The following is a 22,331-nucleotide window of genomic DNA, read 5'->3' as shown; positions in this document are numbered from 1 at the left end:
CCCATGAAGGCGAGGACGTCACACACTCAATTCCCAACTATTCGCACAGTTGCGGCGGCGGTTCGTCCGAACGGATGAGTCAATGCATACGCACGGTGGTTGGCCGGCGATGGTTCAGCCATCAGGAACGGCACCTCTGATGACCACCGTCGAAATCTGCCGGCAACAACGGCCACCGGGCCGCCCGGTGGCGGCCCCGGGGAAGGCCGCCGAGGGACACCGGTCAGTTGCCCCCGGTGTCCGGGTTCGCGTTCGCCGCGACCCACTGGGCCATGGTGTCCGCCGACATCGCCCGGTACATCGCCAGCGCCTTCTCCCGGTCGGACACCACCACCGACTCGCCGTTGATGGTGTCGCTGCCCGCGTTCGGGCTGGTGAGGAAGGTCAGGTTGTCGCCGCGCAGGTTCCGGAACTGCAACGCCATGTCGGTCAGCGAGAACCCCCTGTCCACGGTCACCGCGGCCGTCACCGACTGGAGGAAGTCGTTCAACTTCTTCGGATTCGTGAGGGTGCCCGTGCTGGCCGCCTTGTCCATCAGGGCGCGCAGGAACTCCTGCTGGTGCCGCATCCGGGCGAAGTCGCCGTCCGGGAACTGCTTGCGCTGGCGGATCCAGTCCAGTGCCGTCGCGCCGTCCATGTGCATGGTGCCCTTGGTGAACTTCCGGTACGGCTTGTGGATCGAGGTGATGTTCCGCTCCACCTTCAGGTCCACGCCGCCGAGGGCGTCGGTGACCTCCTTGAAACCGCCGAAGTCGATCGCCATCACGTGGTCGATCCGCACGTCGGTGAAGCACTCCACGGTGCGCACCGCCAGGGGCAGGCCGCCGAACGCGAAGGCCGCGTTGATCTTCGCGCGTTGGCCGGAGCCGCACTCCGCGCCCGCGCTCTCCGGTATCGGCACGTACAGGTCGCGCGGGATGGACACCAGGTAGGCCGACTTGTGGTCGGCCGGGATGTGCATCACGATGATCGTGTCTGCCCGCCACTGGCTCTGCCGGTCCACCGGCGCGTCCGGGTCACGCGAGTCCGAACCCACCAGCAGGATGTTCAGCGCGCCGTTGACCGCCTTTGCCGGCCGCCCGCCGGTGAGCTCCGCGAACGGGTCCGTCCGGGCCAGTCCCTTGTTGAGACTGTTGGTGTAGAGCCAGGCGCCGCCGCCGCCGAGCAGGGCCAGCACCAGCACCGCGATGCCCGCGACGAGGCCGATCCGCCGCCAGCGCGGTCGCGGGCCCCGTCCGGAGCCGCCGGAACCGCCCCGGCCGGGCGGCGAGCCCGGGCCGGCGGGCCCGCCGTGACCGGGCAGCTCGTCGTCGTGCGTCGGATACCACTGCGCGTCGGGCTGCCGGGCGCGCCCGGTGGCACCACGGCCGGAGCCGGATACGGAGGCGCGTCCGGAGCTGCGGTGCAGGTGCGGCAGCGGGACGCCGGCAGACGAAGTCGCGGACATGCACCTCAGCGTACGTAGCCGAGTCGAGGGATGCCTGACGGCGAATCGCCGGTCGTGTCCCGCGTGGCGCGGGAGGGGTTACCCTACGCGGCCGCGGAAGTGGGCGATCGTGCGTCGGAGGCCCTCTTCGGGCGACACGCTGGGCTCGTATCCCAGCAGCTCCCGGGCGAGGGTCAGATCCGGCCGGCGCATCTCCGGGTCGTCAGCGCTGCGCGTGATGTACGTCACCTGTGAGGTGCTTCCACACAGTGACACGATCGTCTCGGCCAGCTGCCGCATGCTCATCTCGTGCTCCGTCCCGCAGTTGATCGGGCCGGTCTCGGTCGAGTCGAGCAGCAGCAGGATGCCGCGCACCAGATCGTCGACGTAGCAGATGGAGCGGGTCTGGTCGCCGGTGCCGTGCACGGTGAGCGGCTCGCCGCGCAGCGCCTGGGAGATGAAGGTGGGGATGGCCCGGCCGTCGTCGGGGCGCATCCGTGGCCCGTACGTGTTGAAGATCCGGACGATCGCCGCGTCCAACCCGCGGCTCCGGTGGTACGCCATGGTGGCCGCCTCGGAGAAACGCTTGGCCTCGTCGTAGACGGCCCGCACCCCGACCGGGTTGACGTTGCCCCAGTACGTCTCGCGCTGCGGGTGCTCCTTCGGGTCCCCGTACGCCTCGGAGGTGGAAGCCATCAGGAACCGGGCGCCGTCGGCCGACGCGCGCTCCAGCAGGTGCAGGGTGGCCACCGAACCGACCCGGAGGATCTCCACCGGCAGCTTCTCGAAGTCGGTGGGGCTGGCCGGCGAGGCCATGTGCAGGACGGCGTCGAACCGCTCGGCGAGCGCCGGGTGGGCCGGCAGCCCGTCGGAGATGTCCGCCTCGACCAGCGTGAAGGTGGGCGTGTCGAGCAGGTGCGCGACGTTCTCCTTGGCGCCGGTGACGAAGTTGTCGAGCGCCACCACCGTGCAGCCCCGACCGACCAGGGCGTCGACGAGGTGGGACGGCACGAAACCGGCGCCGCCGGTGACGAGGACACGGTGACCGGCGCCGAACCGCGGAGCAACCTTCATGCCGGCCAGCCTAGTCGTCGGGCCTGAGCCACACGCGGCGGCGGGGGGCCGGCGCGTGAGCGCCGGACCCCCGCCGGGAGGGGGGAGACCGTCAGTGGGCTCCCGCGCCGGTGAGGGCGCGCACCTCCAGCTCCGCGTACTTCTCCTCGTCGTGTTCCTTGGAGATCACGGTGCCGATCCAGCCGCAGAGGAAGCCGAACGGGATCGAGATGATGCCCGGGTTGGACAGCGGGAACCACTGCCAGTCGTGGTTGGGGAACATCGCGGTCGCCGAGCCGGAGACCACCGGCGAGAAGAACACCAGCACCACTGCGGAGAGCAGACCGCCGTAGATGGCCCAGACCGCGCCCGAGGTGTTGAACCGCTTCCAGAACAGGCTGTAGAGGATCGCCGGCAGGTTGCCCGAGGCGGCGACCGCGAAGGCCAGCGCCACCAGGAAGGCGACGTTCAGGTTCTGCGCGTAGATCGACAGCGCGATCGACACCGCGCCGATGATCAGGGCGGAGATCCGGGCGACGGCCACCTCCCGCCGCTCCGAGGCCTGGCCGCGCTTGATGACGTTGGCGTAGAAGTCGTGCGCCAGGCTGGACGACGACGCCAGCGTCAAGCCGGCGACCACCGCCAGGATGGTGGCGAAGGCGACCGCCGCGATGATCGCCAGCAGTGTCGCCGCACCCAGCTCGCCGCCGAAGAAGTCCATGCCCAGCGCCTCGGCGAGCTGCGGGGCGGCGGTGTTGCCGGCCTTGTCCTGCGCGGTGATCGCCTCGCTGCCGACCAGCGCCGCCGCACCGAAGCCGAGAGCCAGGGTGAGCAGGTAGAAGGTACCGATGATGCCGATCGCCCAGAGCACGCTCTTGCGCGCCGCCTTCGCCGTCGGCACGGTGTAGAAGCGGATCAGGATGTGCGGCAGGCCCGCCGTGCCGAGCACCAGCGCGATGCCGAGCGAGAGCAGGTCCATCTTGTTGTAGAAGGTCTGTGTCGGATCCCCGGCCACCTCCCTGCCGTAGCGCAGGCCCGGTTCGAGGAAGGCGGCCCCCTTGCCCGAGGCCGCCGCCGCGTCGCCGAGCAGCGACGACAGGTTGAACTTGTACTTGGCGAGCACCAGCAGGGTCATCAGCAGGGCGCCGGCCATCAGCAGGAACGCCTTGACGATCTGGACGTACGTGGTGCCCTTCATCCCGCCGACCGTGACGTAGATGATCATCAGGGCGCCGACCAGGATGATGGTGGCCACCTTCGCGGTGGCGGCGTCCATGCCGAGGAACGTGGTGCCGGGCTTGATGCCGAGCAGCAGCGCCACCAGGGCACCCGCGCCGACCATCTGAGCCAGCAGGTAGAAGATCGACACGGTGATGGTGGAGACGGCCGCGGCGGTGCGTACCGGGCGCTGCCGCATCCGGAAGGCCAGCACGTCGGCCATCGTGTACCGGCCCGAGTTGCGCAGCAGCTCAGCGACCAGCAGCAGCGCCACCAGCCAGGCCACCAGGAACCCGATGGAGTAGAGGAAGCCGTCGTAGCCGTAGAGGGCGATGATGCCGGCGATGCCGAGGAACGAGGCGGCCGACATGTAGTCGCCGCCGATCGCCATGCCGTTCTGGAAGCCGGAGAAGGAACGACCGCCGGCGTAGAAGTCGGTGGCCGTCTTGGTCTGCCGGCTGGCCCAGATGGTGATGCCCAGGGTCACCGCCACGAAGGCCAGGAAGAGAACGATGGTGAGGTTGCGGGCGGTGCCGCCGCCCGCCTCAGCCGCGAGGACCGTCGTCATGCCGCACCTCCCCGATCTCGGCGTGGATCCGGTCGGCGATCGGGTCGAGCTTCCGGTCGGCGTACCGCGAGTAGAGCCAGGCGATCAGGAACGTCGAGACGAACTGCAGCAGGCCGAAGACCAGCGCGACGTTGATGTTGCTGCCGAACAGCTTCGTGCCCATGAAGTCCCGCGCGTACGCGGAGAGGATCACGTAGAGCGCGTACCACAGGAAGAACGCGACGGTCATCGGGAAGACGAAGCCGCGCAGCGCACGGCGCAACCCGGCGAACTCGTCGGACCGTTGTACGGCCAGATATCGCTCCGCCGCGGATTCGGCCGGGGCGGACGGTGTGTCCGTGGACATGGGTGGATCACCACCTTCACAGGCGTCGGGAGTTTCGCGCACGGTAGAGAGCGCGCTCGCCGGCCGGGAAGGTGGCGATCGGCCGCGGTCGGCGACTGCGCCGAACGGTCCACTGGATGCGCCGAGTGACCCAGGTCACTCCGCTAACCGGTTGGTCGGCGTCGGGCCCACCGTCGACCGCCCGGCGTTACCGGAGCAGAGATCGACGACGTCGAGGGGCAGCTCCCGGTCGCCGACGTGCCGACGCGCGGTCCCGCCCACCGGCCGATCAGGTCAGCTCGCGGTAGCGACCCCGGTAGTGCAGCAGCGGCATGGTCTCCTCGGCGAGGTCGACCGCCTCGATGGTGGCCTCGACCAGCAGACCCCAGCCGTACTCCCGGGCGGTGTCGAGCCGGCAGCCGGCCCAACCCCCGGCGTCGAACGGGACCGGACCGTACGGGGTGTCGGTCCACGAGCCGGTGGCGAACAGCCCGCCCGGCGACGGGAAGAGGCCGGCGAACCGGTCGGCGAGTTGCCGGTGCGGCGGGCCCAACGGGGACACCGTGAACCGTCCGGCCTCCTCGACCGCCGCCCAGAGGTCCGACTCCGGGTCGACCAGCCCGAGCAGCCGGTCCGGTTCGCCCTCGGCGACCAGCGTGGACGACACCGTCAGCCCCGCCGGGCCGGGCGCCGTCCACAGGGTCACCGGCGCGGCGAGCCGCCCCCGTAACCGGCGTACGGGTGAGCGCTGCCCGACCGGTACGGCGAACGGGTCGGTGTGGTGGATCTCTGCTCCCGGCTCCGGATTCACGTGAAACATTGTGCCGCCTCGGTCCCGTGCCCCGGCTTGCCTTCGCCCTGCGCGACTGGCTACCGGTCTGCAACCCGGTGCCCGCCGGCCCGGATCGACCCGGAGGTCTGCGCGGCCGGCTCACCGGTCCGCGGCAGGTTGCGGCATCCGGCTATCGGGATACCGCAACCTGCCGCACTCAGCGGTCAGACCGGGGCCGACCGTGGCCGGCGGGTGGGGTGGGTCAGCGGGCGCCGGCGAGGGAGGCGCAGTCGGTCTCGTCGGGCAGGAGGGGCCGGAGGGTGACCCGCCACCTCTTCCCCTCCGAAACCCAGGGGGTCAGCACGTTCGCCGTGGCGGCGGCGTCGAGCAGCGGCTTGACCTGCTCGCCGGTGACCGTCACACAGGTCAGGCCGGTGGACGCGCTCAGCGGCGCCCCGGGCAGGGCCGGACCGGGCCAGGCCACCTCGGGCTGCCGCCCCGCCTCGGCGTCGGCGACCCAGGGCTGGGCGACGGCCGCCACGGCGGTCGGCCGGTACGGCTGTGGCGGTGCCGTCGACGCACCACCCGGGGCTGCGGCAGGGCCGCCCCCGCCCGCCGACACGCCACCCGGGGCTGCGGCAGGGCCGCCCCGGCCCGCCGGCGCGCCGTCCGGGGTTGCGGAGGATCCACCGGGAACCGCCGACACACCGCCCGGGACCGCGGAAGGGTCCACGACCGCCGGCGCGCCGCCCTCGACGGCGGTCGCGTCGGACAGCGACTGGGCGAAGGTGCGCAGCTTTTCCCGGGCCGCCCGCTGGCCGGCGTTGAGCCCGGCCTCGGCCGGACCGGTCACGTCGAGGGCCTCGACCGTGGTCTCCTCGACACCCGTCGGCCCGCGCAGCGAGAAGCGGGTCGCGGGGACGTCCGTGACCGACGGTCTGCCCAGGTCACCGGCGGTGCCCACGCCGGCCTCCCGAGCCCGCTCGACGATCCGGTCGACCTCTGCGGGGGAGAGCGCGACCACCTGGACGTTGGGCAGGGCCGGCGCGGGATGGCGGAGCAGGGTCGGACCCTGCATGATCACCCGGCCGTCGCCGTACACGGTGACGATCGGCAGGCGGGTGGCCAGATGCTCGGGGCTCACGAAGCCGCCCGTGTGATCGATGCGGAGCACCACGGCGTCACCGGGGTACCTGGGTGCGGCGGGGCCGGTCGGGCCGCCCTGCTGCGCGCAGGCGGTCGCCAACAGGATCAGCGGTAGGACCGCTGCCCCGCGTACGGCGGAAACAGTCGTCATGCCGGTCTGACGCGACCGCACCCCGGATCGTTCCCGACGCCAGGTGCCGAATCACCCGGAACGGACGCCGTACGCCCGCCCCCGACCGAGCCGGCCCGGGCGGGCGGTGTCAGCGTCGGGGAGTGACGGTGGACAGCAGCTCCGGCTGCCGCCGGTCCAGCACGTCCCCGCCGGCGTACGCCCCGAGCAGCGCTGCGCCCAGGCCGTACGCCGCGCCGAGCGGCAACGCCAGCCACAGCCAGACGTCGCCGAGCAGCGCGGCGGCCACCACCATCGGCACCGCCGCCGCCGTCGAGGCGAGCATGGACAGCAGGGTGAGCAGGCTCTTCGCCATCCCGGCCCCGCTGTTCATGGCGAACGGGTTGCTCGTCTCCGGCAGCGAGTATGCCCCCAGCACCGAGACCAGCCCGTTGATCGCCAACCCGACCCCGTACGCGGCCAGCAGCGCCCCGGCGGCCACCCCGATCCAGCCCGGCTCGCCCAGCACCGACACGATCACCACGGCGACCACGCCGAGCATCGGCACCACGTACACCGAGAAGGCCGTCATCCGGGCGTGCAACTCCAGCCGACCCGGCACGCCGGCCACCACGTTCACCGCGTACGCGCTGCCGTCGAAACCGAACTGGTTGGCCAGGGTCGCCGAGGCGAGCGCCCCGACGAAGAGCATCGACAGGCTGAGCAGCACCGGCGACGAGTTGCCGGAGAACTCGAAACCCTGGTCCGGAGAGACGGCGAAGCCGTTGCCGCCCAGGTTCACCAGTACCGGCACGAACACCCCCACCACCGCGATGGTGATCAGGTTGGCCCGCCGCCGGGCGTCCCGCCACCAGTAGCGGCACTCCCGGGCGACCAGCGCGCCGAACCGGTCCCGCCCGGCCCAACCGAGCACCCGGGGGAAGAGCTGCCTGACCGCCCCACCCACCGGGCCGCGTCGGGACCTCGTCGGGGCGGCGCCGGCCGTGCCGACCATCGCCGACTCCAGCGACCGCGACCACCAGAGCAGCAGCACACCGACAGCGGCACCGGTGATGAGCAGCTTCACCGGCACCGCCCAGGCCCGCCCCTCGGCCACGTCCAGGCCGACCGTCCACGGTGCCCCGAACGGCGTCCAGCCCACCACGGCGGCCACGTCGACGAGCTGGTCCCAGTCGGCCTCCCGGACCGCCGCCAGCACCATGAGCTGCAACGGACCGAGCAGCGCGGCGACCACCGCCAGCAGCACGGCGGCCAGGTCACGGACCCGGCGGGACCGGAGCATGGTGGCGAACGCGCTGGTCACCGCACGGCTGGCCGCGACGCAGAGCAGCAGCCCGGCGACCACACCGACGGCGGCGACCAGCGAGGCGACCCAGCCGCCCAGCACCCCGGCGGTGACCACCAGGCCCGCGGTCGCGACCAACATCGCCATGGCCGGGACGCTGGCCAGGGCCGCCGCGAACATCCCGGCGACCAGGGTGCGCCGGGGCAGCGGCAGCAACGCGAACCGGGCCGGATCGAGGGTCTCGTCCACCCCGAAGAAGACCAGCGGCAGCAGCAGCCAGCCGAGCACCAGCAGCCCGCCGCCGAACGCCGCGGTCAGCAGCGCGTACCGGGGCTCGCCGGCGAACCCGGGGGCGGCCAGCAGCAGGAAGCCACCGGCGGCGAACCAGAGACCGCCGAACACGCCGGCCAGGAAGAGGGCGACGCGTGAACTCTGGCCGCGGAAGTTGTTCGCCGTCATCCGCAGCTTGAGGCGGACGAAGTGCCGGGCCGAGACCGGCCGGACCGGCTCGGCCGGCGCGGTCACCGGGACAGCCACGACAACTCCTCGCCGGTCGCCGTCCGTCCGCCGACCGCCTCGACGAAGACCTCCTCCAGGCGGCGCTCGCCGCGTACCTCGTCGAGCGTGCCAACCCGCCTGATCGCCCCGTCGGCGAGGATCGCCACGTGCGAGCAGAGCCGCTCGACGACCTCCATGACGTGGCTGGAGAAGACCACCGTTCCGCCACCGACGACGTACCGGTGCAGGATGTCGCGGATGAGCGCGGCGGAGACCGGGTCGACCGCCTCGAACGGCTCGTCCAGCACCAGCAGTCGGGGCCCGTGCAACAGCGCGCAGGCCAGGCCGATCTTCTTCTTCATGCCGGCCGAGTAGTCGACCACCAGGGTCCGGCCGGCGTCGGCGAGCGCCAGCACGTCGAGCAGTTCGGCCGCCCGCTGGTCGACCACCGCCGGGTCCATCCCGCGCAGCAGACCGTGGTACGCCAGCAACTCCGCCCCGCTGAGCCGGTCGAACAGCCGTACCCCGTCCGGCATCACCCCGAGCAGCCGCTTCGCCCGCACCGGGTCGCCCCACACGTCGTGCCCGAGCACCCAGGCCCGGCCGTGGTCCGGTCGGAGCAAACCGACCGCCATCGACAGGGTGGTCGTCTTGCCGGCGCCGTTGGGGCCGAGCAGACCGAAGAACGAGCCGGCCGGGACGTCCAGGTCGACACCGGCCACGGCCACCTTGCCGTCGAACCTCTTGGCCAGGCCGCGCAGCGCGAACGCGGAGTGCTCAGCAGTCATGCGGAAACCGTATCCGGGGAGTGCCAGCGCACGGTCCGGCCCCGGGATGACCTTCCGGCCATCCCCCGACGTACGCGGCTGCCGCGCCGGTCGACCGGCCCTCGGCCGGGTGGGCCCTCACAGCCGCAGCGCCTCAGGGGCGTGCAGCCGCAGCATGGTGGCCCCCACGTCGGCAGGCATCCGGTGCCGGGTCGCCATGGAGACCGCGACCATCACGGTGAAGGCCAACGGGACCGTCCAGGCGGCCGGCTGCGCGATGAGCGTGGCCGGCCAGCCGGACAGGGGCGGCCCGAGGACGGTGACCAGGACCGCGCCGATCGCCGCCCCGCCGCCGGCAAGCACACCCGCCGCCGCGCCCAGATCGGTCAGCCCGCGCCACCAGATGCCGAGCACCAGCAGCGGGCAGAAGCTGGACGCGGCGACCGCGAAGGCCAGCCCCACCACCTGGGAGACGTCCAGCCCGGAGAGGTTCAGGGCGAGCACCGCCGGCACCCCGCCGGCGATCACCGTGGCCAGCCGGAACCCGCGTACCGAGCCACGCCCCAGCACGTCCGTGGAGACGACCCCGGCCACGCTGGTGAGCAGCCCCGACGAGGTGGAGAGAAAGGCCGCGAACGCGCCGGCCGCGACCAGCGCGGCGAGCAGCCGGCCGGTGGTCCCGCCGCCGAGCGCCGCGTCGGGCAGCAGCAGCACCACCGCGTCGGTCTGCCCGGTGACCAACAGTTGCGGGGTGTATATCCGGCCGAGCACGCCGTAGAGGGTGGGCAACAGGTAGAAGGCGCCGACCAGACCGAGCACCACCAGCGTCGTGCGCCTGGCCGCGGCCCCGTCCGGGTTGGTGTAGAAGCGCACCAGCACGTGCGGCAACCCCATGGTGCCGAGGAAGGTGGCCAGGATCAGCGAGTACGTGGCGAACAGGCCCCGGTCGTCGTCCCCGGCGGCGCTGGGCAGCAGCCAGTCCGCGCCGTCGGCCACCCCGGAGACCTCCGGCACCGGGTCACCGGCGGCGAAGGTCAGCTCGTCGCCCGGGCGTACCTGCCGGATGGTGCCGTCGGCGAAGGTGAGCGCCGCGCGCTGCTCGACCACGACGGTGGTCGCGGTCCGGAACGCCGGCCCGTCGGGCGGGGTCACCGCCGGGCGGGCGTCGGCCTGCCACTGCAGCATCAGGAAGATCGCGGGTACGGCCAGCGCGGTCAGTTTCAGCCAGTACTGGAACGCCTGGACGAAGGTGACGGCCCGCATCCCGCCCAGCGCCACGTTCGCGGTGACCACCGCCGCGACCAGCAGCGCCCCGACCGGGTACGGCGCGCCGGCCACCGTGGCCAGGGTCAGCCCGGCGCCCTGGAGCTGCGGCACCAGGTAGAGCCAGCCGATGAAGATGACGAAGACGGTGGCCAGGGTGCGTAGCCGGCGCGACCCGAGCCGCAACTCGCAGAAGTCGGGCAGGGTGAACGCGCCGGATCGGCGCAGCGGCGCGGCCACGAAGAGCAGCAGGGCGAGGTACCCGGCGGCGAAGCCGACCGGGTACCAGAGCACGTCGACGCCGTACTTGAGGATCAGCCCGGCGATGCCGAGGAAGCTGGCGGCCGAGAGGTACTCGCCGCCGATGGCGGCGGCGTTCCACGTCGGGCTGACCGCCCGGGAGGCGACCAGGAAGTCGGAGGTGGTCCGGGCCAACCGCAGCCCGTAGAAGCCGATGACGAGGGTGACCAGGGTGACCGCGACGATGGCCGGGACGACGAAGCCGTTGCCCACCTCAGTGCTCCGGCCGCTGGACCAGGTCGGTGAAGTCCTGCTCGTTGCGTTCGGCGAGCCGCACGTACGCCCAACCCACCGCGATCAGGAACGGGAAGGAGACCACCCCGAGCAGCAGCCAGGGCAGGTTGACCCCGAGCACGGTGACCCGCCCGACCGTGGGAGCGATCGCGAAGAGCCAGGGGAGCCCGCCCAGCCCGATCAGCACCACCAGGGAGAGCCGCAGCGCCAGGGAGAGCTGGGCCCGGACGAGCCCGCGCACCAGCGCGTCGCCGACCCGGGTCTGCTGGGCCAGCTCGGCGCGGGTGCGATCGGTCCGGTCGTGGGGGCGGGACACCTCGGCCAGCACGATCCGGGTCCTGGGCCGAGGTTGTGGCGCGCGGGGGGCGGGCACCTGCTCGTCGGCGGTCATCTGGGCAGTCTCGCCTGCTCAGTATGGATGTCAAGAGGCTCCGCCAGGGTGTGGACAACCTGTGGAGAAAGTGGTGGGGCCCTGTGGACAACCCCCGCTGGAGGGAATTAAGGCGCCATTAAGTCTCGATCGGTTCACCCCCCGTATCAAGTCCGGGTACCTCCTTGCCGGGCTTGATCCTTCCCCCTACGCTGAGGCGGCAATTCCCTGTTTCCTCTCCTCACACGGGGTTTCTATGCGCAAATTCCGCACTGTCCTCGGCGTGACCCTCGCCGGAGCCTGCGCCCTGACCGCGGTGCCGGCCACGGCGTTCGCGGCTCCCTCGGCCGCCCTGCAGCAGCAGGCGGCGGCAGCCGACTCCACCGGCACCTACTACCCGGTCTCACCGGCCCGCCTGCTGGACACCCGTTCCGGTCTCGGCGCGCCGAAGGCGAAGCTCGGTCCGCTGAGCAAGGTCGACCTCCAGGTCGCCGGCCGCGGCGGCGTTCCCGCCAGCGGCGTCGGGGCGGTCGTGCTGAACGTGACCATCACCGGCCCGACGATGGACAGCTTCGTCACCGCCTACCCGGCCGGTGAGACCCGGCCGGACGCCTCGTCGATCAACTTCGCCAAGGGTTGGCTGGGCTCCAACAACGTCACCGTCAAGCTCGGTGCCGACGGCAAGGTCTCCGTCTACAACCGCAACGGCTCCACCGACGTGGTCGTCGACGTGGTCGGCTACTACGCCGCCGACAACTCGTTCGCCACCCCGGGTGGCCAGTACGAGTGGTTCGAGCCGGAGCGGGTCTTCGACACCCGAATCGAACCCGAGGGCAAGCCGTCGGCGGGCACCACGTTGGAGTACTCCCTCGACTTCGGCGCCGACACCAACCCGCACATCAAGACCCTGGTCTTCAACCTCACCGCGGTCGCTCCGGCCAAGGCCGGCTTCCTGACCGCGTGGTCCGGCGCCACCAGCCGGCCGACCTCCTCGACGGTCAACTACGGCGCGGGCGTCAACGTGCCGAACGTGGCCTTCGTGCAGACCACCCCGTGCACCGGCTCCGAGGCGGGGCAGTGGTGCGAGCCGGGCGCGCCGAAGTTCAAGATCTACACCTCGGCGGCGGCGCACGTCCTGGTCGACTTCGTCGGCGCGGTCGACGACGGCTACTCGCAGTACGGCATGCGGTTCCAGCCGCAGAGCCCGACCCGGATCGTGGACAGCCGGGCGAACAAGGGCATCAACGGCGCGCTGGGCGCGAACGCCACCGCCCGGGTCGAGGTGCCGGCCGAGCTGGTCACCGCCGACACCGGCGTGGCGGTCATGAACGTGACCGCGGTGAAGCCGACCAAGAACACCGTCATCACCGTGTGGCCGGCCGACATCCCGGACATCGACAAGCCCGCCACCAGCAACCTCAACCCGTACGCCAACCAGGTCGTGTCCAACGCGGTGCTCGGCATCATCGAGCCGACCGCCGCGTTCAAGGTGCACAACCTGACCGGCTCCACCCACCTGGTGGCGGACGTGGTCGGGACCTTCTACTACCCGTCGGCTGCGGCGGAGCGGGGCATCGCTCCGAAGACGCAGCCGCGCAAGGCCGAGGTCACCGGCTCCTCGCACCGCTGACAAAGGCGACAGCACCACAGAAGGTGCCCCGGCCGATTGGTCGGGGCACCTTCCGTTTCCGGCCGGTCGGTGTAGCGGCCCGGCCGGTGACCGGAGCGGGCCTGGGGCGCTGGCCGGTATTGCCCATTGCCGGGTGACGCCGAACCTCCTTGGCGGCATAGATCATCGCCCCTAAGCTGGGCCGACCAATCCTTTCCTTTCTCCCCACGGGGTGTTCATGCGCAAAATCCGCGCTCTGCTCGGCGTGAGTGTCGCCGGGGCCTGTGCGCTGGCCGGACTGCCGGGGGTGGCGCTCGCCGCGCCCACCGCGCCGTACACGGTCGTGACCGTCGACGTCGGGGACGCATCCGGTCACCCGGTCAAGAGTTCCGGCGTCTTCGACGCCAGCAACTCCTCCGTCGAGGTCGTACCGGAAACCGACGGCTCGCTGTCGATGTACCTACGGAACCTGCCCGGTGGCTCCTGGCTCAACGTCCGGACAGGGGCACCGACCGGGCAGGCCTGGACGGCGGGCCAGACCTACCAGACGGCGCGTTTCGCGGATTCGACTCGGGCCAGGCTCGACATCGCCGCCGACCACACCGGCTGCGCCTCCTCCACGGGCACGATGACCGTCGCGGAGGCGGGGTACGACCCGGGCACCAAGGCAATGACCAGCTTTGCCGCCTCGTACGTCTTCGACTGCGACCGCACCGGGACGATGACCGGCGAGATCCGCTGGAACTCCGACGTCGACTACGCCGCCGTCGTCTCCACCCCCGTGCCGGTCGACTTCGGCCGGCTAGAGGTGGAGAGCCCGACGCAGACCAGGACGGTGACGTACCGCTCCCAGGGAACCCTGCCGGTGACCTTCACCTCGGCCACCCTCACCGGGGCGCAGCCGGCATCGTTCGGCATCGTCGCCGACGACTGCTCCGGCCGTACCCTCGCCCCCGGCGACGGCTGCGAGCTGACCGTGTCGGCCACCGCCACCCGGGCCGGTACCGCCGCCGCCAACCTCGTCGTCACCGACGACAGCGCGTACGGCAAGCGGATCGTGCCGCTGAAGTTCACCGCCTTCGACGGGGTCGTCGGCACCTACTACCCGGTGGGTCCGTCGCGGCTGATGGACACCCGCAGCGGCATCGGCACCGCCAAGGCGAAGATCGGCCCGGACCGGAAGGTGGACCTCCAGGTCACCGGCCGGGGTGGAGTGCCGTCGAGCGGGGTCGGCTCGGTGGTGCTGAACGTGACCGTCGCCAACCCCACCTCGGCCAGCTTCCTGACCGCGTACCCGGCGGGTGACGCCCGGCCGACCGCGTCCTCGATCAACTTTCCGGGGAAGTGGCTGGGCTCGAACAACGTCACCGTGAAGATCGGTTCGGGGGGCAAGGTCTCCATCTACAACCGGACCGGCTACACGGACGTGGTGGTCGACGTGGTCGGCTGGTACGCCGGCACCAACGTCGTCGCGACCAGCCACGGCATGGGCGGCCAGTATCACCCGTTCGTGCCGACCCGGATCCTGGACACGCGCCGGGGTGGCGGGGTGTTGCCCGGCGGATGGTCGATCACCGGATGGGTCAACTTCAACGAACCGGTCCGGTCGCGCGTGCGGGCGTTCGTTCTCAACATCACCGCCGTCTCGCCGCAGCGCTCGGGCTTCCTGACCGCCTGGCCGGGCGGTCCCGAGGTGCCGGTCTCCTCGACCGTCAACTACGCCGCCGGCAAGGTGGTGCCCAACCTTGCCGTCGTCCAGAGCGCGCCCTGCTACCAGGACTTCTGTGGCGACTCGTGGGGCGCGCCGTCGTACGAGATCTACACCTCGGCCACCGCGCACGTGGTGGTGGACCTGGTCGGCGTCATCGACGACGGCACGGTGGCGGACGGTCTGCGGTTCACGCCCCGCAGTCCGGTGCGGATCGCCGACAGCCGCATCAACCAGGGCGTCAACGGGGTGCTCCCACCCAACAGCACCCGGGAGGTCACCGCACCGTCCTCGGTGGTCACCGACACGACGCAGGTGCTGGCGATGAACGTGACCGCGGTGGCGCCCACGGCCAACACCGTGATCACGGTGTGGCCGGCCGGCTTCGGCGCGCCGAAGCCGACGGCCAGCAACCTCAACCCGGCGGCCGGGCAGACCGTCTCCAACGCGATCATGGGGATCATCGGGCCGCAGGACTCGTTCCACGTCCACAACCATGCCGGCTCCACCCACCTGGTGGCGGACGTGGTCGGGCGATTCCACCGTTACTCGGGCACGGCCAGCACCACTGTGGCGAGCGTGAGGCCGTACTCGACGGTCGTCGGATCGGGCGCGGGCCCGGCCGTCCGCCGCTGACCGTACCGGGCAGGCCGGAGGCCGGTGGAGACCGGCCTGCCCGGCGGGCCGGTGCGGGGACGTCACCCGCACCGGCCCGCCGGGTCATTCCAGGCCCGCCCGCTCCGGCCGGGCGGTGGCGGAGCCGAGCCAGGTGTGCGGGTTGCCGTACCAGCACCAGCCGAGCTTCGGGGCGCCCTGACTGATCCAGAGCGCCGGGACCCGCTTGTCCCCGCAGCGGGAGCCGAGCAGCGAGAAGCACTTGTTCTTCGCCAGTGCCACCGGATGCAGCGTGACGAGGGCCAAGCCCTCGTCGATGGTGAGCGGCAGCCGGCCTTGACGGGTGATCACCTCCATCGCCGTGGCGGGGGCCAGGTTGAGCGTCTCCTCGCCCCGGTCCACGTCGAAGAGCAGGTACGCCGACCCGGCCGGCACCTCCAGCTCCTTGACAGGGTCGAAGCGAGCCAGGTCACCCTCGGCGTAGTGCCGGTCGATGATGCCCGGTTTGCGCTTGCCGGGCAGGGTGGTCAGGGCGACCCGCTCCTCGACCGGCACGAGGTCACGGGTGACCACCAGCAGGAAAGGGATCCGGGCCTCGGTGGGCGGCGGCAGTTCGGCCGTGCCGGTGACGGCGGCGGCGCGCAGCGGCGCGACCAGGTCGCGGAAGGTGTTCTCGGTGACTCCGGCCAGGGCCGGGTAGCCGAGGCGGACGAGGGTGTCGACCTGGCGGTCGAACTCGGCGGCGGCGTCGAATCGAGGGTCTGGCAACGGGCCTCCACTTGTCGTACGGCCTGCCGTACAGCGTACGAGGATGGCGGCGTGTTCCCGCCCCGTAAGGTGATCCAGGTCACCGGCTCCAGTCCTGCTTCGCGGCCCGAACCAGCTTGTCCTTCAGCTCCCGGGTGTGCCGCCGGCTCACCGGCAGCTCCGCCGAGTCGATCACGACCACGTACCCCGAGTTGACCAACCGCAGCTCGGCGATCAGCTTCAACTGCACCAGGTACGACCGGTGGATCCGCACGAACCCGGCGTCCCCCCAGCGCTCGGCGAGAGTCGCCAGCGACACCCGGACCAGGTGCGAGCCGTCGGCCGTGTGCAGTCGCGCGTAGTCGCCCTGCGCCTCCACCCAGCGCACCGCCGAGCGGGGCAGCATCCGGGTCGTCCCGGCCAGCTCGACCGGGATGGTCGGATCCTCCTCGGCCCGGGCGAGGGCCGCCGGATGCGAGGGAACCACCCGGGAGCCGATCACCCGGCGCAGCGACTCGGCCAGCCGCTCCGCCCGGACCGGTTTGCGGACGTAGTCGGTGGCACCCAGGTCGAAGGCGTCCGCCGCGCCGTCGTCGTACGCGGTGACGAACACGATCGACGGCGGGCGGGCGAAACGGCGCAGCACCCGGGCCAGCTCCATGCCGTCCAGGCCGGGCATCCGGATGTCCAGGAAGACCACGTCCACGTCGGTGTCGCGGAGCACCCGAAGCGCCTCGGTGGCGTCGCCCGCCGTGTGCAGCCGGGCCACCCGCGGGTCGGCCCGCAGGTGGTACGCCAGCTCGTCCAGCGCCGGCGGCTCGTCGTCCACCGCCAGCACCCGGAGGAACCCGGTCGAGGAGTTCACGATCCCGCCCGTACGCCGGGGTGGAACTTCGGCACCCGCAGGCTCACCTTCGTACCCGAGCCGGGGCCGGTTTCGACGACCAGGCCGAACCGGTCCCCGAAAACCGAGCGAAGCCGCTCGTCGACGTTGGAGAGGCCGACATGCTGGCCTGGATCGTCGGTCGGGTCGCTGCCGGCGCGGGCCAGCTCGGCGATGCCCGTCCGCAGGGTGACCGGATCCATGCCCACTCCGTCGTCCTCCACCGTGATGTGACACTCCGCGCCCGCGTCCCGGGCCTCGATGCTCACCATGCCGGTGCCGGGCTTGCGGGACAACCCGTGGCGCACGGCGTTCTCCACCAGTGGCTGGAGGCAGAGGAAGGGCAGGGTCACCGGCAGCACCTCCGGCGCGATCTGCAACCGCACCTGCAACCGGTCGCCGAACCGGGCCCGTTCGATGGTCAGGTAGCGGTCGATCGAGCGCAGTTCCTCGGCGAGCGTGGTGAACTCGCCGTGCGCCCGGAAGGAGTACCGGGTGAACTCGGCGAACTCCAGGATCAGCTCCCGGGCCCGCTCCGGGTCGGTGCGGACGAACGAGCCGATCGCGGTCAGCGCGTTGTAGATGAAGTGCGGGCTGATCTGGGCGCGCAGAGCGCGTACCTCGGCCCGGGCCAGCCGCTCCCGGGACGAATCGAGCTCGGCGAGGGCGAGTTGGTCGCCGGCCCAGTGGGCGGTCTCCAGGGTGGCCTGCACCAGCCCCGGCGCGGGTGGGGCGTCGGCGACGGCGACCAGTGCGCCGACCACCCGGCCGTCCGCGCGCAGCGGGGCCAGCACCGCGCCACGAACCGGACAGTCCACCCGGTCGCAGCCCAGTTCCGGCTCGCCGAGCACCGTCGACCGGCCCGTCTCCACGGTGCGCCGGGCCGCCGCCAGCAGCTGGTCGCCGTGGTGCCCGCCGCGCCCGTCGAGGGCGAGCAGTTCCGCCTGGTCGGTCAACGCCAGCCCGGCCGCGCCCACCAGGGCCCGCAGGTGGCGTACGGCCTTCGCCGCGCCGGCCGCGGTCAGCCCGGCGCGCAGCGGCTCGGCGGCCAGGCCGGCGGTGTGCAGCACCTCGTAGGTGGCGCGTTGGGTGGCGGTGGCGATGCCGCGCCGGCCGCGCAGCCGCAGCACCGCCCAGAGCGCCGCGGCCAGGGCGGTGACCAGCGAGACGACGCCGACGACGGCGGAGAGGTTGCCACTCACGCAGCGATCCTGGCCTGTTCCGGCCGTGACGCCAAGGGGTCAGTACGCGCCCTTGCGGGCCAGTACCACGCCCACCGTCCGCCACAGGATGCTCAGGTCGTACGCCAGCGACCAGTTGTCGACGTAGTAGAGATCCAACCGGACCGCCTCGTCCCAGGACAGGTCGGAGCGGCCGGAGACCTGCCACAGCCCGGTCATGCCCGGACGGACCAGCAGCCGACGCCGCACGTCGCCCAGGAAGTCGCCGTCGTCGGCGGGGAGCGGACGCGGCCCCACCAGCGACATCTCCCCCCAGAGCACGTTGATCAGCTGGGGCAGCTCGTCCAGCGACGAGGCGCGCAGGAAGCGGCCCACCGGGAAGACCCGAGGGTCCTGCCGCATCTTGAACAGCATGCCGTCGGTCTCGTTCTGGTCGACCAGGCCGGCCAGCCGCTCCTCCGCGTCGACGTACATGGTGCGGAACTTCCAGACCCGGAAGGTGCGGCCCTCGTGGCCCACCCGGGGCTGGCGGAAGAAGACCGGCCCGGGATCGGAGAGCCGGATCGCGGCCGCGATCGCGACGAAGACCGGTACCAGCAGCAGCAGGCCCAGCCCGGCGGCGACCCGGTCCATCAGGTTCTTGGCCAGCAGCGCCGGACCCGACAGGGTCGGCTCCTCGACGTGCAGCAGCGGCAGGCCCTCGATCGGGCGGATGTGCACCCGGGGGCCGGCGATGTCGGTCAGCTGCGGGGCGACCACCAGGTCGACGCCGGAGCCCTCCAACTGCCAGGCCAGCCGGCGCAACTCGCCCGGCTCGGCGCTGGCCGAGCCGCACACCGCGATGGTGTCGCCGCCGACCTCGCGGACCAGGGCGAGGACATCCCGGCCCGCGTACACCGGCACGGGAGTCTCGATGCCCCGGGCGGCGGCGTACCCGTCGGTGATGTGGATGGCGACCGGCACCAGGCCGGCTCCGGGGTTGCGGGTGACCGCGGTGTAGACCTCCAGGCACTCCGGCAGGGTGCCGACCAGCACCATCCGGTGCCCGGCGTGGCCGGCCCGGCGGCGTACCGCGTGCAGCGTGAACCGGGCGAGCAACCGCCCGGCCAGGATCAGGATCAACGCCCCGAGCAGGGCGAAACCGACCGACCAGCGGGACAGGTCGGTCTTGGTGGCGAACGCGAGGAAGGAGACGGTCGCGGCCACCGCGACGCCGCCCCGGATCACCCGCTTGAACTCGTCCGGGCCGAGCCCCAGGTAACGCCGGTCGTAGGCCCGGTTGCCCCAGAGGATGACCACCCAGCCGAGCGGCAGCAGCAGGAACGCCACCGTGTAGAACCACGTCGGGTCCTCCTGGGCCTTGTAGAAACCGGCCCGGGCCTGCCCGAACACCTCCTGGGCGATCCAGTCGGCCAGCATCACGGCGGCGAGGTCGAGCAGCAGGAGGATGACGGTGTAGGGCCGGTGCCAGCGGGACACCCGACGACGGGCGCGAGCCCACGCCGACCGGGGTACGCCGTTGTGCGACGGCGGTGTCGGCGGCTGGATCTCGAAGCTGTCGACGTGCCGCACTACTTTGCTCCGGCCTATGTAGGTTCCCGGGCGCTGGAGGCTTGTCGTCACCTCAACCCATGTCCTCCCGCATGACACGCGCCGCTCACTCGCAGTGAGGGGCGCACGTCGCCCACCGTTCCAGTCTCCCACGCGGGCAGCGGCCGGACGCTGACCCGAGGGACATTGCGTCAGGTGTTGCCGGCGGGGATCCGGCCGGCTCCAGGTCACTTTGGAAGCCGGGGACCGAGCCACTATACCGATGGATGAGGGGTCGGGTAGAGGCGCGGAGGGGCACGTTCCACGCGCCGAGGGCGATTCCTCTCCGTAATCGAGACGTGCTGTCACTCACCGTACGAGGCGGGACAACCGACGGTCAGCGAGCGGTTTGCCCCCGGTCTGGCAGGTCGGGCAGTACTGGAGGCTGGAGTCGGCGAACGAGACCTCCCGGACGGTGTCGCCGCAGACCGGACAGGGCAGCCCGGTCCGGGCGTGCACCTTGAGCCCGGAGCGCTTCTCGCCCTTCAGCTCCGCCGCCCGCTGCCCGACCGACCGTCGGACCGCGTCGCCGAGGACCGCCCGGGTCGCCGCGTGCAGGGCGGCCAGCTGGTCGTCGGTGAGCCGGTCGGTGAGCGCGAACGGGGACAGCTTCGCCGCGTGCAGGATCTCGTCGGAGTACGCGTTGCCGACGCCGGCGAGCACCGTCTGGTCGGTCAGCACGCCCTTGACCTGGCCCCGGCGGCTGCGCATCCGTTCTGCGAAGGTGGCCAGGTCGGCGTCGAGCGCGTCCGGGCCGAGCCTGGCCACCCCGGGCACCTGCCCCGGGTCGGTCACCAGGTACGCGGCCAGCTTCTTCTGGGTGCCGGCCTCGGTCAGGTCGAAACCGGACCCGTCGTCGAGGCGTACCCGCAGGGCGACCGGGCCCTTTCCGGGGCGCAACGGGACGGTGGAGCCGAACGCCTCCCGGTAGTGCAGCCAGCCCGCGCGGGCCAGGTGCACCACCAGGTGCAGGCCACCGTCGAAGACCACGTCGAGGAACTTGCCGTGCCGCCGGGCGTCCACCACGTCCCGGCCCGACACCGTCTCCGGCATCGGGTCGTACGTCTTCAGGGCGCTGATCGCGGCGACCTCGACCCGGCCGACGCGCCGCCCCACCGCGCGCTCACGCAGGTAGCCCGCGAGCGCCTCCACCTCCGGTAGTTCGGGCACGTCCCAACGGTAGCCTTCTTTCCCGTGAGCGCGGGGAACGAGCTCGCGAGTTCCCACCGCGGGCGCGAGGGGCGAGCTCACCAGCCCCGCAGCCGCGAGCAGAGGTCGGCCCAGTCGCGAACGAAAGGCAAGCTCCGTGAGGATCGTGGTGGCGCACAACCGGTACCGGGAAGCCCAGCCCTCCGGCGAGAACACCATGGTCGACTCGGAGATCACCCAGCTCAGGTCGGCCGGCGTCGAGGTGTTGCCGTTCATCCGCAGTTCCGACGAGATCCCGTCGATGTCGCGGGCGGCCAAGGCGTTGTTGCCGATCTCCCCGATCTGGGCGCCCCGCGCGCAGGAGGACCTGGGCCGCCTGCTCACCGCGCACCGGCCGGACGTGCTCCACCTGCACAACCCGTACCCGCTGCTCTCGCCCTGGGTGGTGCGCACGGCGCACCGGCACGGCGTGCCGGTGGTGCAGACGGTGCACAACTACCGGCAGGTCTGCTCCTCCGGCATCTACTTCCGGGACGGGGTGATCTGCCAGGACTGCAAGGGTCGGGCGTTGGGCGTGCCGGCGATCGTGCACCGCTGCTACCGGGGCTCGGCGGCGCAGAGCGCGCTGATGGCGACCACGCTCGCGGTGCACCGGGGCACCTGGCGGTCGGTGGACCGTTTCATCGCGCTGACCTCGGCGATCGCCGACCACCTGCGCGACTACGGCATCCCGGCGGACCGGATCGTGGTCAAGCCCAACTCGGTGCCGGACCCGGGTGCGCCGGCGCCGCTCGGCGACGGCTTCCTCTACCTGGCCCGGCTCACCCCGGAGAAGGGCCTCGACCTGCTGCTGGACGCGTGGCGCCGGCATCCGGTGGGCAGCCTGGGCACGCTCCGCGTGGCCGGCGACGGTGAGCTGCGCCCACTGGTCGAGGCAGCCGCCGCCGAACGGGCCGACGTGGTCTACCTCGGCCAGCTCGACCGCGCCGGGGTACGGGCCGCGGTCGAGGCGAGCGCGGTGGTGATCGCCGCCGCCATGTGGCACGACGTGTTGCCGACCGTGATCATCGAGGCGTTGGCGAGCGGCCGGCCGGTGCTGGGCACCGCGCTCGGCGGTATCCCGTACCTGATCGGGGCGGACTCCCCGCACGAGCCCGCCGGCACGGGCCCGGCCGCGACCGCCTCCGCCGTCGCCGGCCACCTTCCGCCGCCGGCCGGCCCGTCGGCGCTGCCGGCCGGCCTGGTCACCGGGGAGGCCGGCTGGGTGGTGCCGCCGGACCCCGCCGCGCTGGCCGCCGCGCTGCCGGTGGCGCGGGCCGGGGCTCCGGCGCTCGCCGCCGCCGCCCGCGCCCGCTACGAGCGCACCTTCCACCCCGACGTGGTCATCAAGCGCCACCTCGACATCTACGCCGACCTCGCCGCCACCCGCCGCCCCTGACCCGTCCCCACGGCCCTGTCCTCCCGACCTGCCCGGATGCCGGGTGGGCGCGAAGC

At 72.1% G+C, this 22,331-nt stretch carries 17 protein-coding genes and 1 pseudogene; 3 read left to right on the top strand and 15 right to left on the bottom strand.

Annotated features, from left to right (window positions below; translation table 11 throughout):
- Window positions 1-223: 223 nt before the first annotated feature.
- From E1165_RS00585 to E1165_RS00540, 10 genes and pseudogenes are all read right to left on the bottom strand, one after another.
- Window positions 224-1,447, bottom strand: a complete 1,224-nt coding sequence (locus E1165_RS00585) for an LCP family protein (RefSeq protein ID WP_132386543.1) — start codon at window positions 1,445-1,447, stop codon at window positions 224-226.
- A 78-nt stretch (window positions 1,448-1,525) separates the two neighbouring features.
- On the bottom strand, window positions 1,526-2,500 hold the full coding sequence (locus E1165_RS00580) for an NAD-dependent epimerase/dehydratase family protein (protein ID WP_132386541.1): 975 nt from the start codon (window positions 2,498-2,500) through the stop codon (window positions 1,526-1,528).
- A gap of 91 nt (window positions 2,501-2,591) precedes the next feature.
- A complete protein-coding gene (locus E1165_RS00575; RefSeq protein ID WP_132386539.1) occupies window positions 2,592-4,265 on the bottom strand; it encodes a cation acetate symporter in 1,674 nt (557 codons plus the stop codon).
- A complete protein-coding gene (locus E1165_RS00570; protein ID WP_132386537.1) occupies window positions 4,243-4,611 on the bottom strand; it encodes a DUF485 domain-containing protein in 369 nt (122 codons plus the stop codon). The genes E1165_RS00575 and E1165_RS00570 overlap by 23 nt, the downstream gene beginning before the upstream one ends.
- Window positions 4,612-4,879: 268 nt before the next feature.
- Window positions 4,880-5,431: pseudogene (locus tag E1165_RS00565) on the bottom strand (flavin reductase family protein); the annotation flags it as partial.
- 193 nt (window positions 5,432-5,624) lie between these two features.
- Entirely contained in the window at window positions 5,625-6,659 is a 1,035-nt protein-coding gene (locus E1165_RS00560) for a hypothetical protein (protein ID WP_132386533.1), read from the bottom strand.
- Between the two features lie 109 nt (window positions 6,660-6,768).
- A complete protein-coding gene (locus E1165_RS00555) occupies window positions 6,769-8,460 on the bottom strand; it encodes an ABC transporter permease (RefSeq protein ID WP_132386531.1) in 1,692 nt (563 codons plus the stop codon).
- A complete protein-coding gene (locus E1165_RS00550) occupies window positions 8,445-9,209 on the bottom strand; it encodes an ABC transporter ATP-binding protein (RefSeq protein ID WP_132386529.1) in 765 nt (254 codons plus the stop codon). Before E1165_RS00550 ends, E1165_RS00555 begins: the two co-directional genes overlap by 16 nt.
- A 117-nt stretch (window positions 9,210-9,326) precedes the next feature.
- Entirely contained in the window at window positions 9,327-10,964 is a 1,638-nt protein-coding gene (locus E1165_RS00545) for a cation acetate symporter (protein WP_132386527.1), read from the bottom strand.
- 1 nt (window position 10,965) lies between these two features.
- Window positions 10,966-11,376: a hypothetical protein gene (locus tag E1165_RS00540; protein WP_132386525.1), complete on the bottom strand. Its 411-nt coding sequence runs from the start codon at window positions 11,374-11,376 to the stop codon at window positions 10,966-10,968.
- Between the two features lie 262 nt (window positions 11,377-11,638).
- On the opposite strand from E1165_RS00540, the gene E1165_RS00535 reads away from it, so the two are divergent.
- Window positions 11,639-12,985, top strand: a complete 1,347-nt coding sequence (locus E1165_RS00535) for a hypothetical protein (protein ID WP_132386523.1) — start codon at window positions 11,639-11,641, stop codon at window positions 12,983-12,985.
- Between the two features lie 217 nt (window positions 12,986-13,202).
- Window positions 13,203-15,308, top strand: coding sequence for a choice-of-anchor D domain-containing protein (locus tag E1165_RS00530; RefSeq protein WP_132386521.1), 2,106 nt, complete (start codon window positions 13,203-13,205; stop codon window positions 15,306-15,308).
- Window positions 15,309-15,392: 84 nt separating this feature from the next.
- Here E1165_RS00530 and E1165_RS00525 read toward each other — a convergent pair whose 3' ends face one another.
- From E1165_RS00525 to E1165_RS00505, 5 genes are all read right to left on the bottom strand, one after another.
- A complete protein-coding gene (locus tag E1165_RS00525) occupies window positions 15,393-16,055 on the bottom strand; it encodes a DUF5701 family protein (RefSeq protein WP_132386519.1) in 663 nt (220 codons plus the stop codon).
- A 79-nt stretch (window positions 16,056-16,134) separates the two neighbouring features.
- Window positions 16,135-16,899 carry a LytR/AlgR family response regulator transcription factor gene (locus E1165_RS00520; RefSeq protein WP_371687282.1) on the bottom strand — a complete coding sequence of 255 codons (765 nt, stop codon included), beginning with the start codon at window positions 16,897-16,899 and terminating at the stop codon, window positions 16,135-16,137.
- A complete protein-coding gene (locus tag E1165_RS00515) occupies window positions 16,896-18,119 on the bottom strand; it encodes a sensor histidine kinase (RefSeq protein ID WP_132386517.1) in 1,224 nt (407 codons plus the stop codon). The genes E1165_RS00520 and E1165_RS00515 overlap by 4 nt, the downstream gene beginning before the upstream one ends.
- Before the next feature lie 39 nt (window positions 18,120-18,158).
- Window positions 18,159-19,670: a sugar transferase gene (locus E1165_RS00510; RefSeq protein WP_132386515.1), complete on the bottom strand. Its 1,512-nt coding sequence runs from the start codon at window positions 19,668-19,670 to the stop codon at window positions 18,159-18,161.
- Between the two features lie 327 nt (window positions 19,671-19,997).
- Entirely contained in the window at window positions 19,998-20,858 is an 861-nt protein-coding gene (locus E1165_RS00505) for an Fpg/Nei family DNA glycosylase (RefSeq protein ID WP_132386513.1), read from the bottom strand.
- A gap of 136 nt (window positions 20,859-20,994) precedes the next feature.
- Here E1165_RS00505 and E1165_RS00500 point away from each other — a divergent pair, with 136 nt between their 5' ends.
- Window positions 20,995-22,275 carry a glycosyltransferase gene (locus E1165_RS00500; RefSeq protein ID WP_132386511.1) on the top strand — a complete coding sequence of 427 codons (1,281 nt, stop codon included), beginning with the start codon at window positions 20,995-20,997 and terminating at the stop codon, window positions 22,273-22,275.
- Window positions 22,276-22,331 lie beyond the last annotated feature (56 nt).

The organism is Micromonospora sp. KC723 (assembly GCF_004348595.1).
Taxonomy (GTDB): domain Bacteria; phylum Actinomycetota; class Actinomycetes; order Mycobacteriales; family Micromonosporaceae; genus Micromonospora.
Note: the sequence above shows the minus strand (reverse complement) of the source record. Positions and strands in the feature narration are given on the sequence as shown.

Coding starts and splice junctions, on each gene's coding strand:
- E1165_RS00585 (WP_132386543.1), bottom strand. CDS start 1,447: ATGTCCGCGACTTCGTCTGCCGGCGTCCCGCTGCCGCACCTGCACCGC.
- E1165_RS00580 (WP_132386541.1), bottom strand. CDS start 2,500: ATGAAGGTTGCTCCGCGGTTCGGCGCCGGTCACCGTGTCCTCGTCACC.
- E1165_RS00575 (WP_132386539.1), bottom strand. CDS start 4,265: ATGACGACGGTCCTCGCGGCTGAGGCGGGCGGCGGCACCGCCCGCAAC.
- E1165_RS00570 (WP_132386537.1), bottom strand. CDS start 4,611: ATGTCCACGGACACACCGTCCGCCCCGGCCGAATCCGCGGCGGAGCGA.
- E1165_RS00560 (WP_132386533.1), bottom strand. CDS start 6,659: ATGACGACTGTTTCCGCCGTACGCGGGGCAGCGGTCCTACCGCTGATC.
- E1165_RS00550 (WP_132386529.1), bottom strand. CDS start 9,209: ATGACTGCTGAGCACTCCGCGTTCGCGCTGCGCGGCCTGGCCAAGAGG.
- E1165_RS00540 (WP_132386525.1), bottom strand. CDS start 11,376: ATGACCGCCGACGAGCAGGTGCCCGCCCCCCGCGCGCCACAACCTCGG.
- E1165_RS00530 (WP_132386521.1), top strand. CDS start 13,203: ATGCGCAAAATCCGCGCTCTGCTCGGCGTGAGTGTCGCCGGGGCCTGT.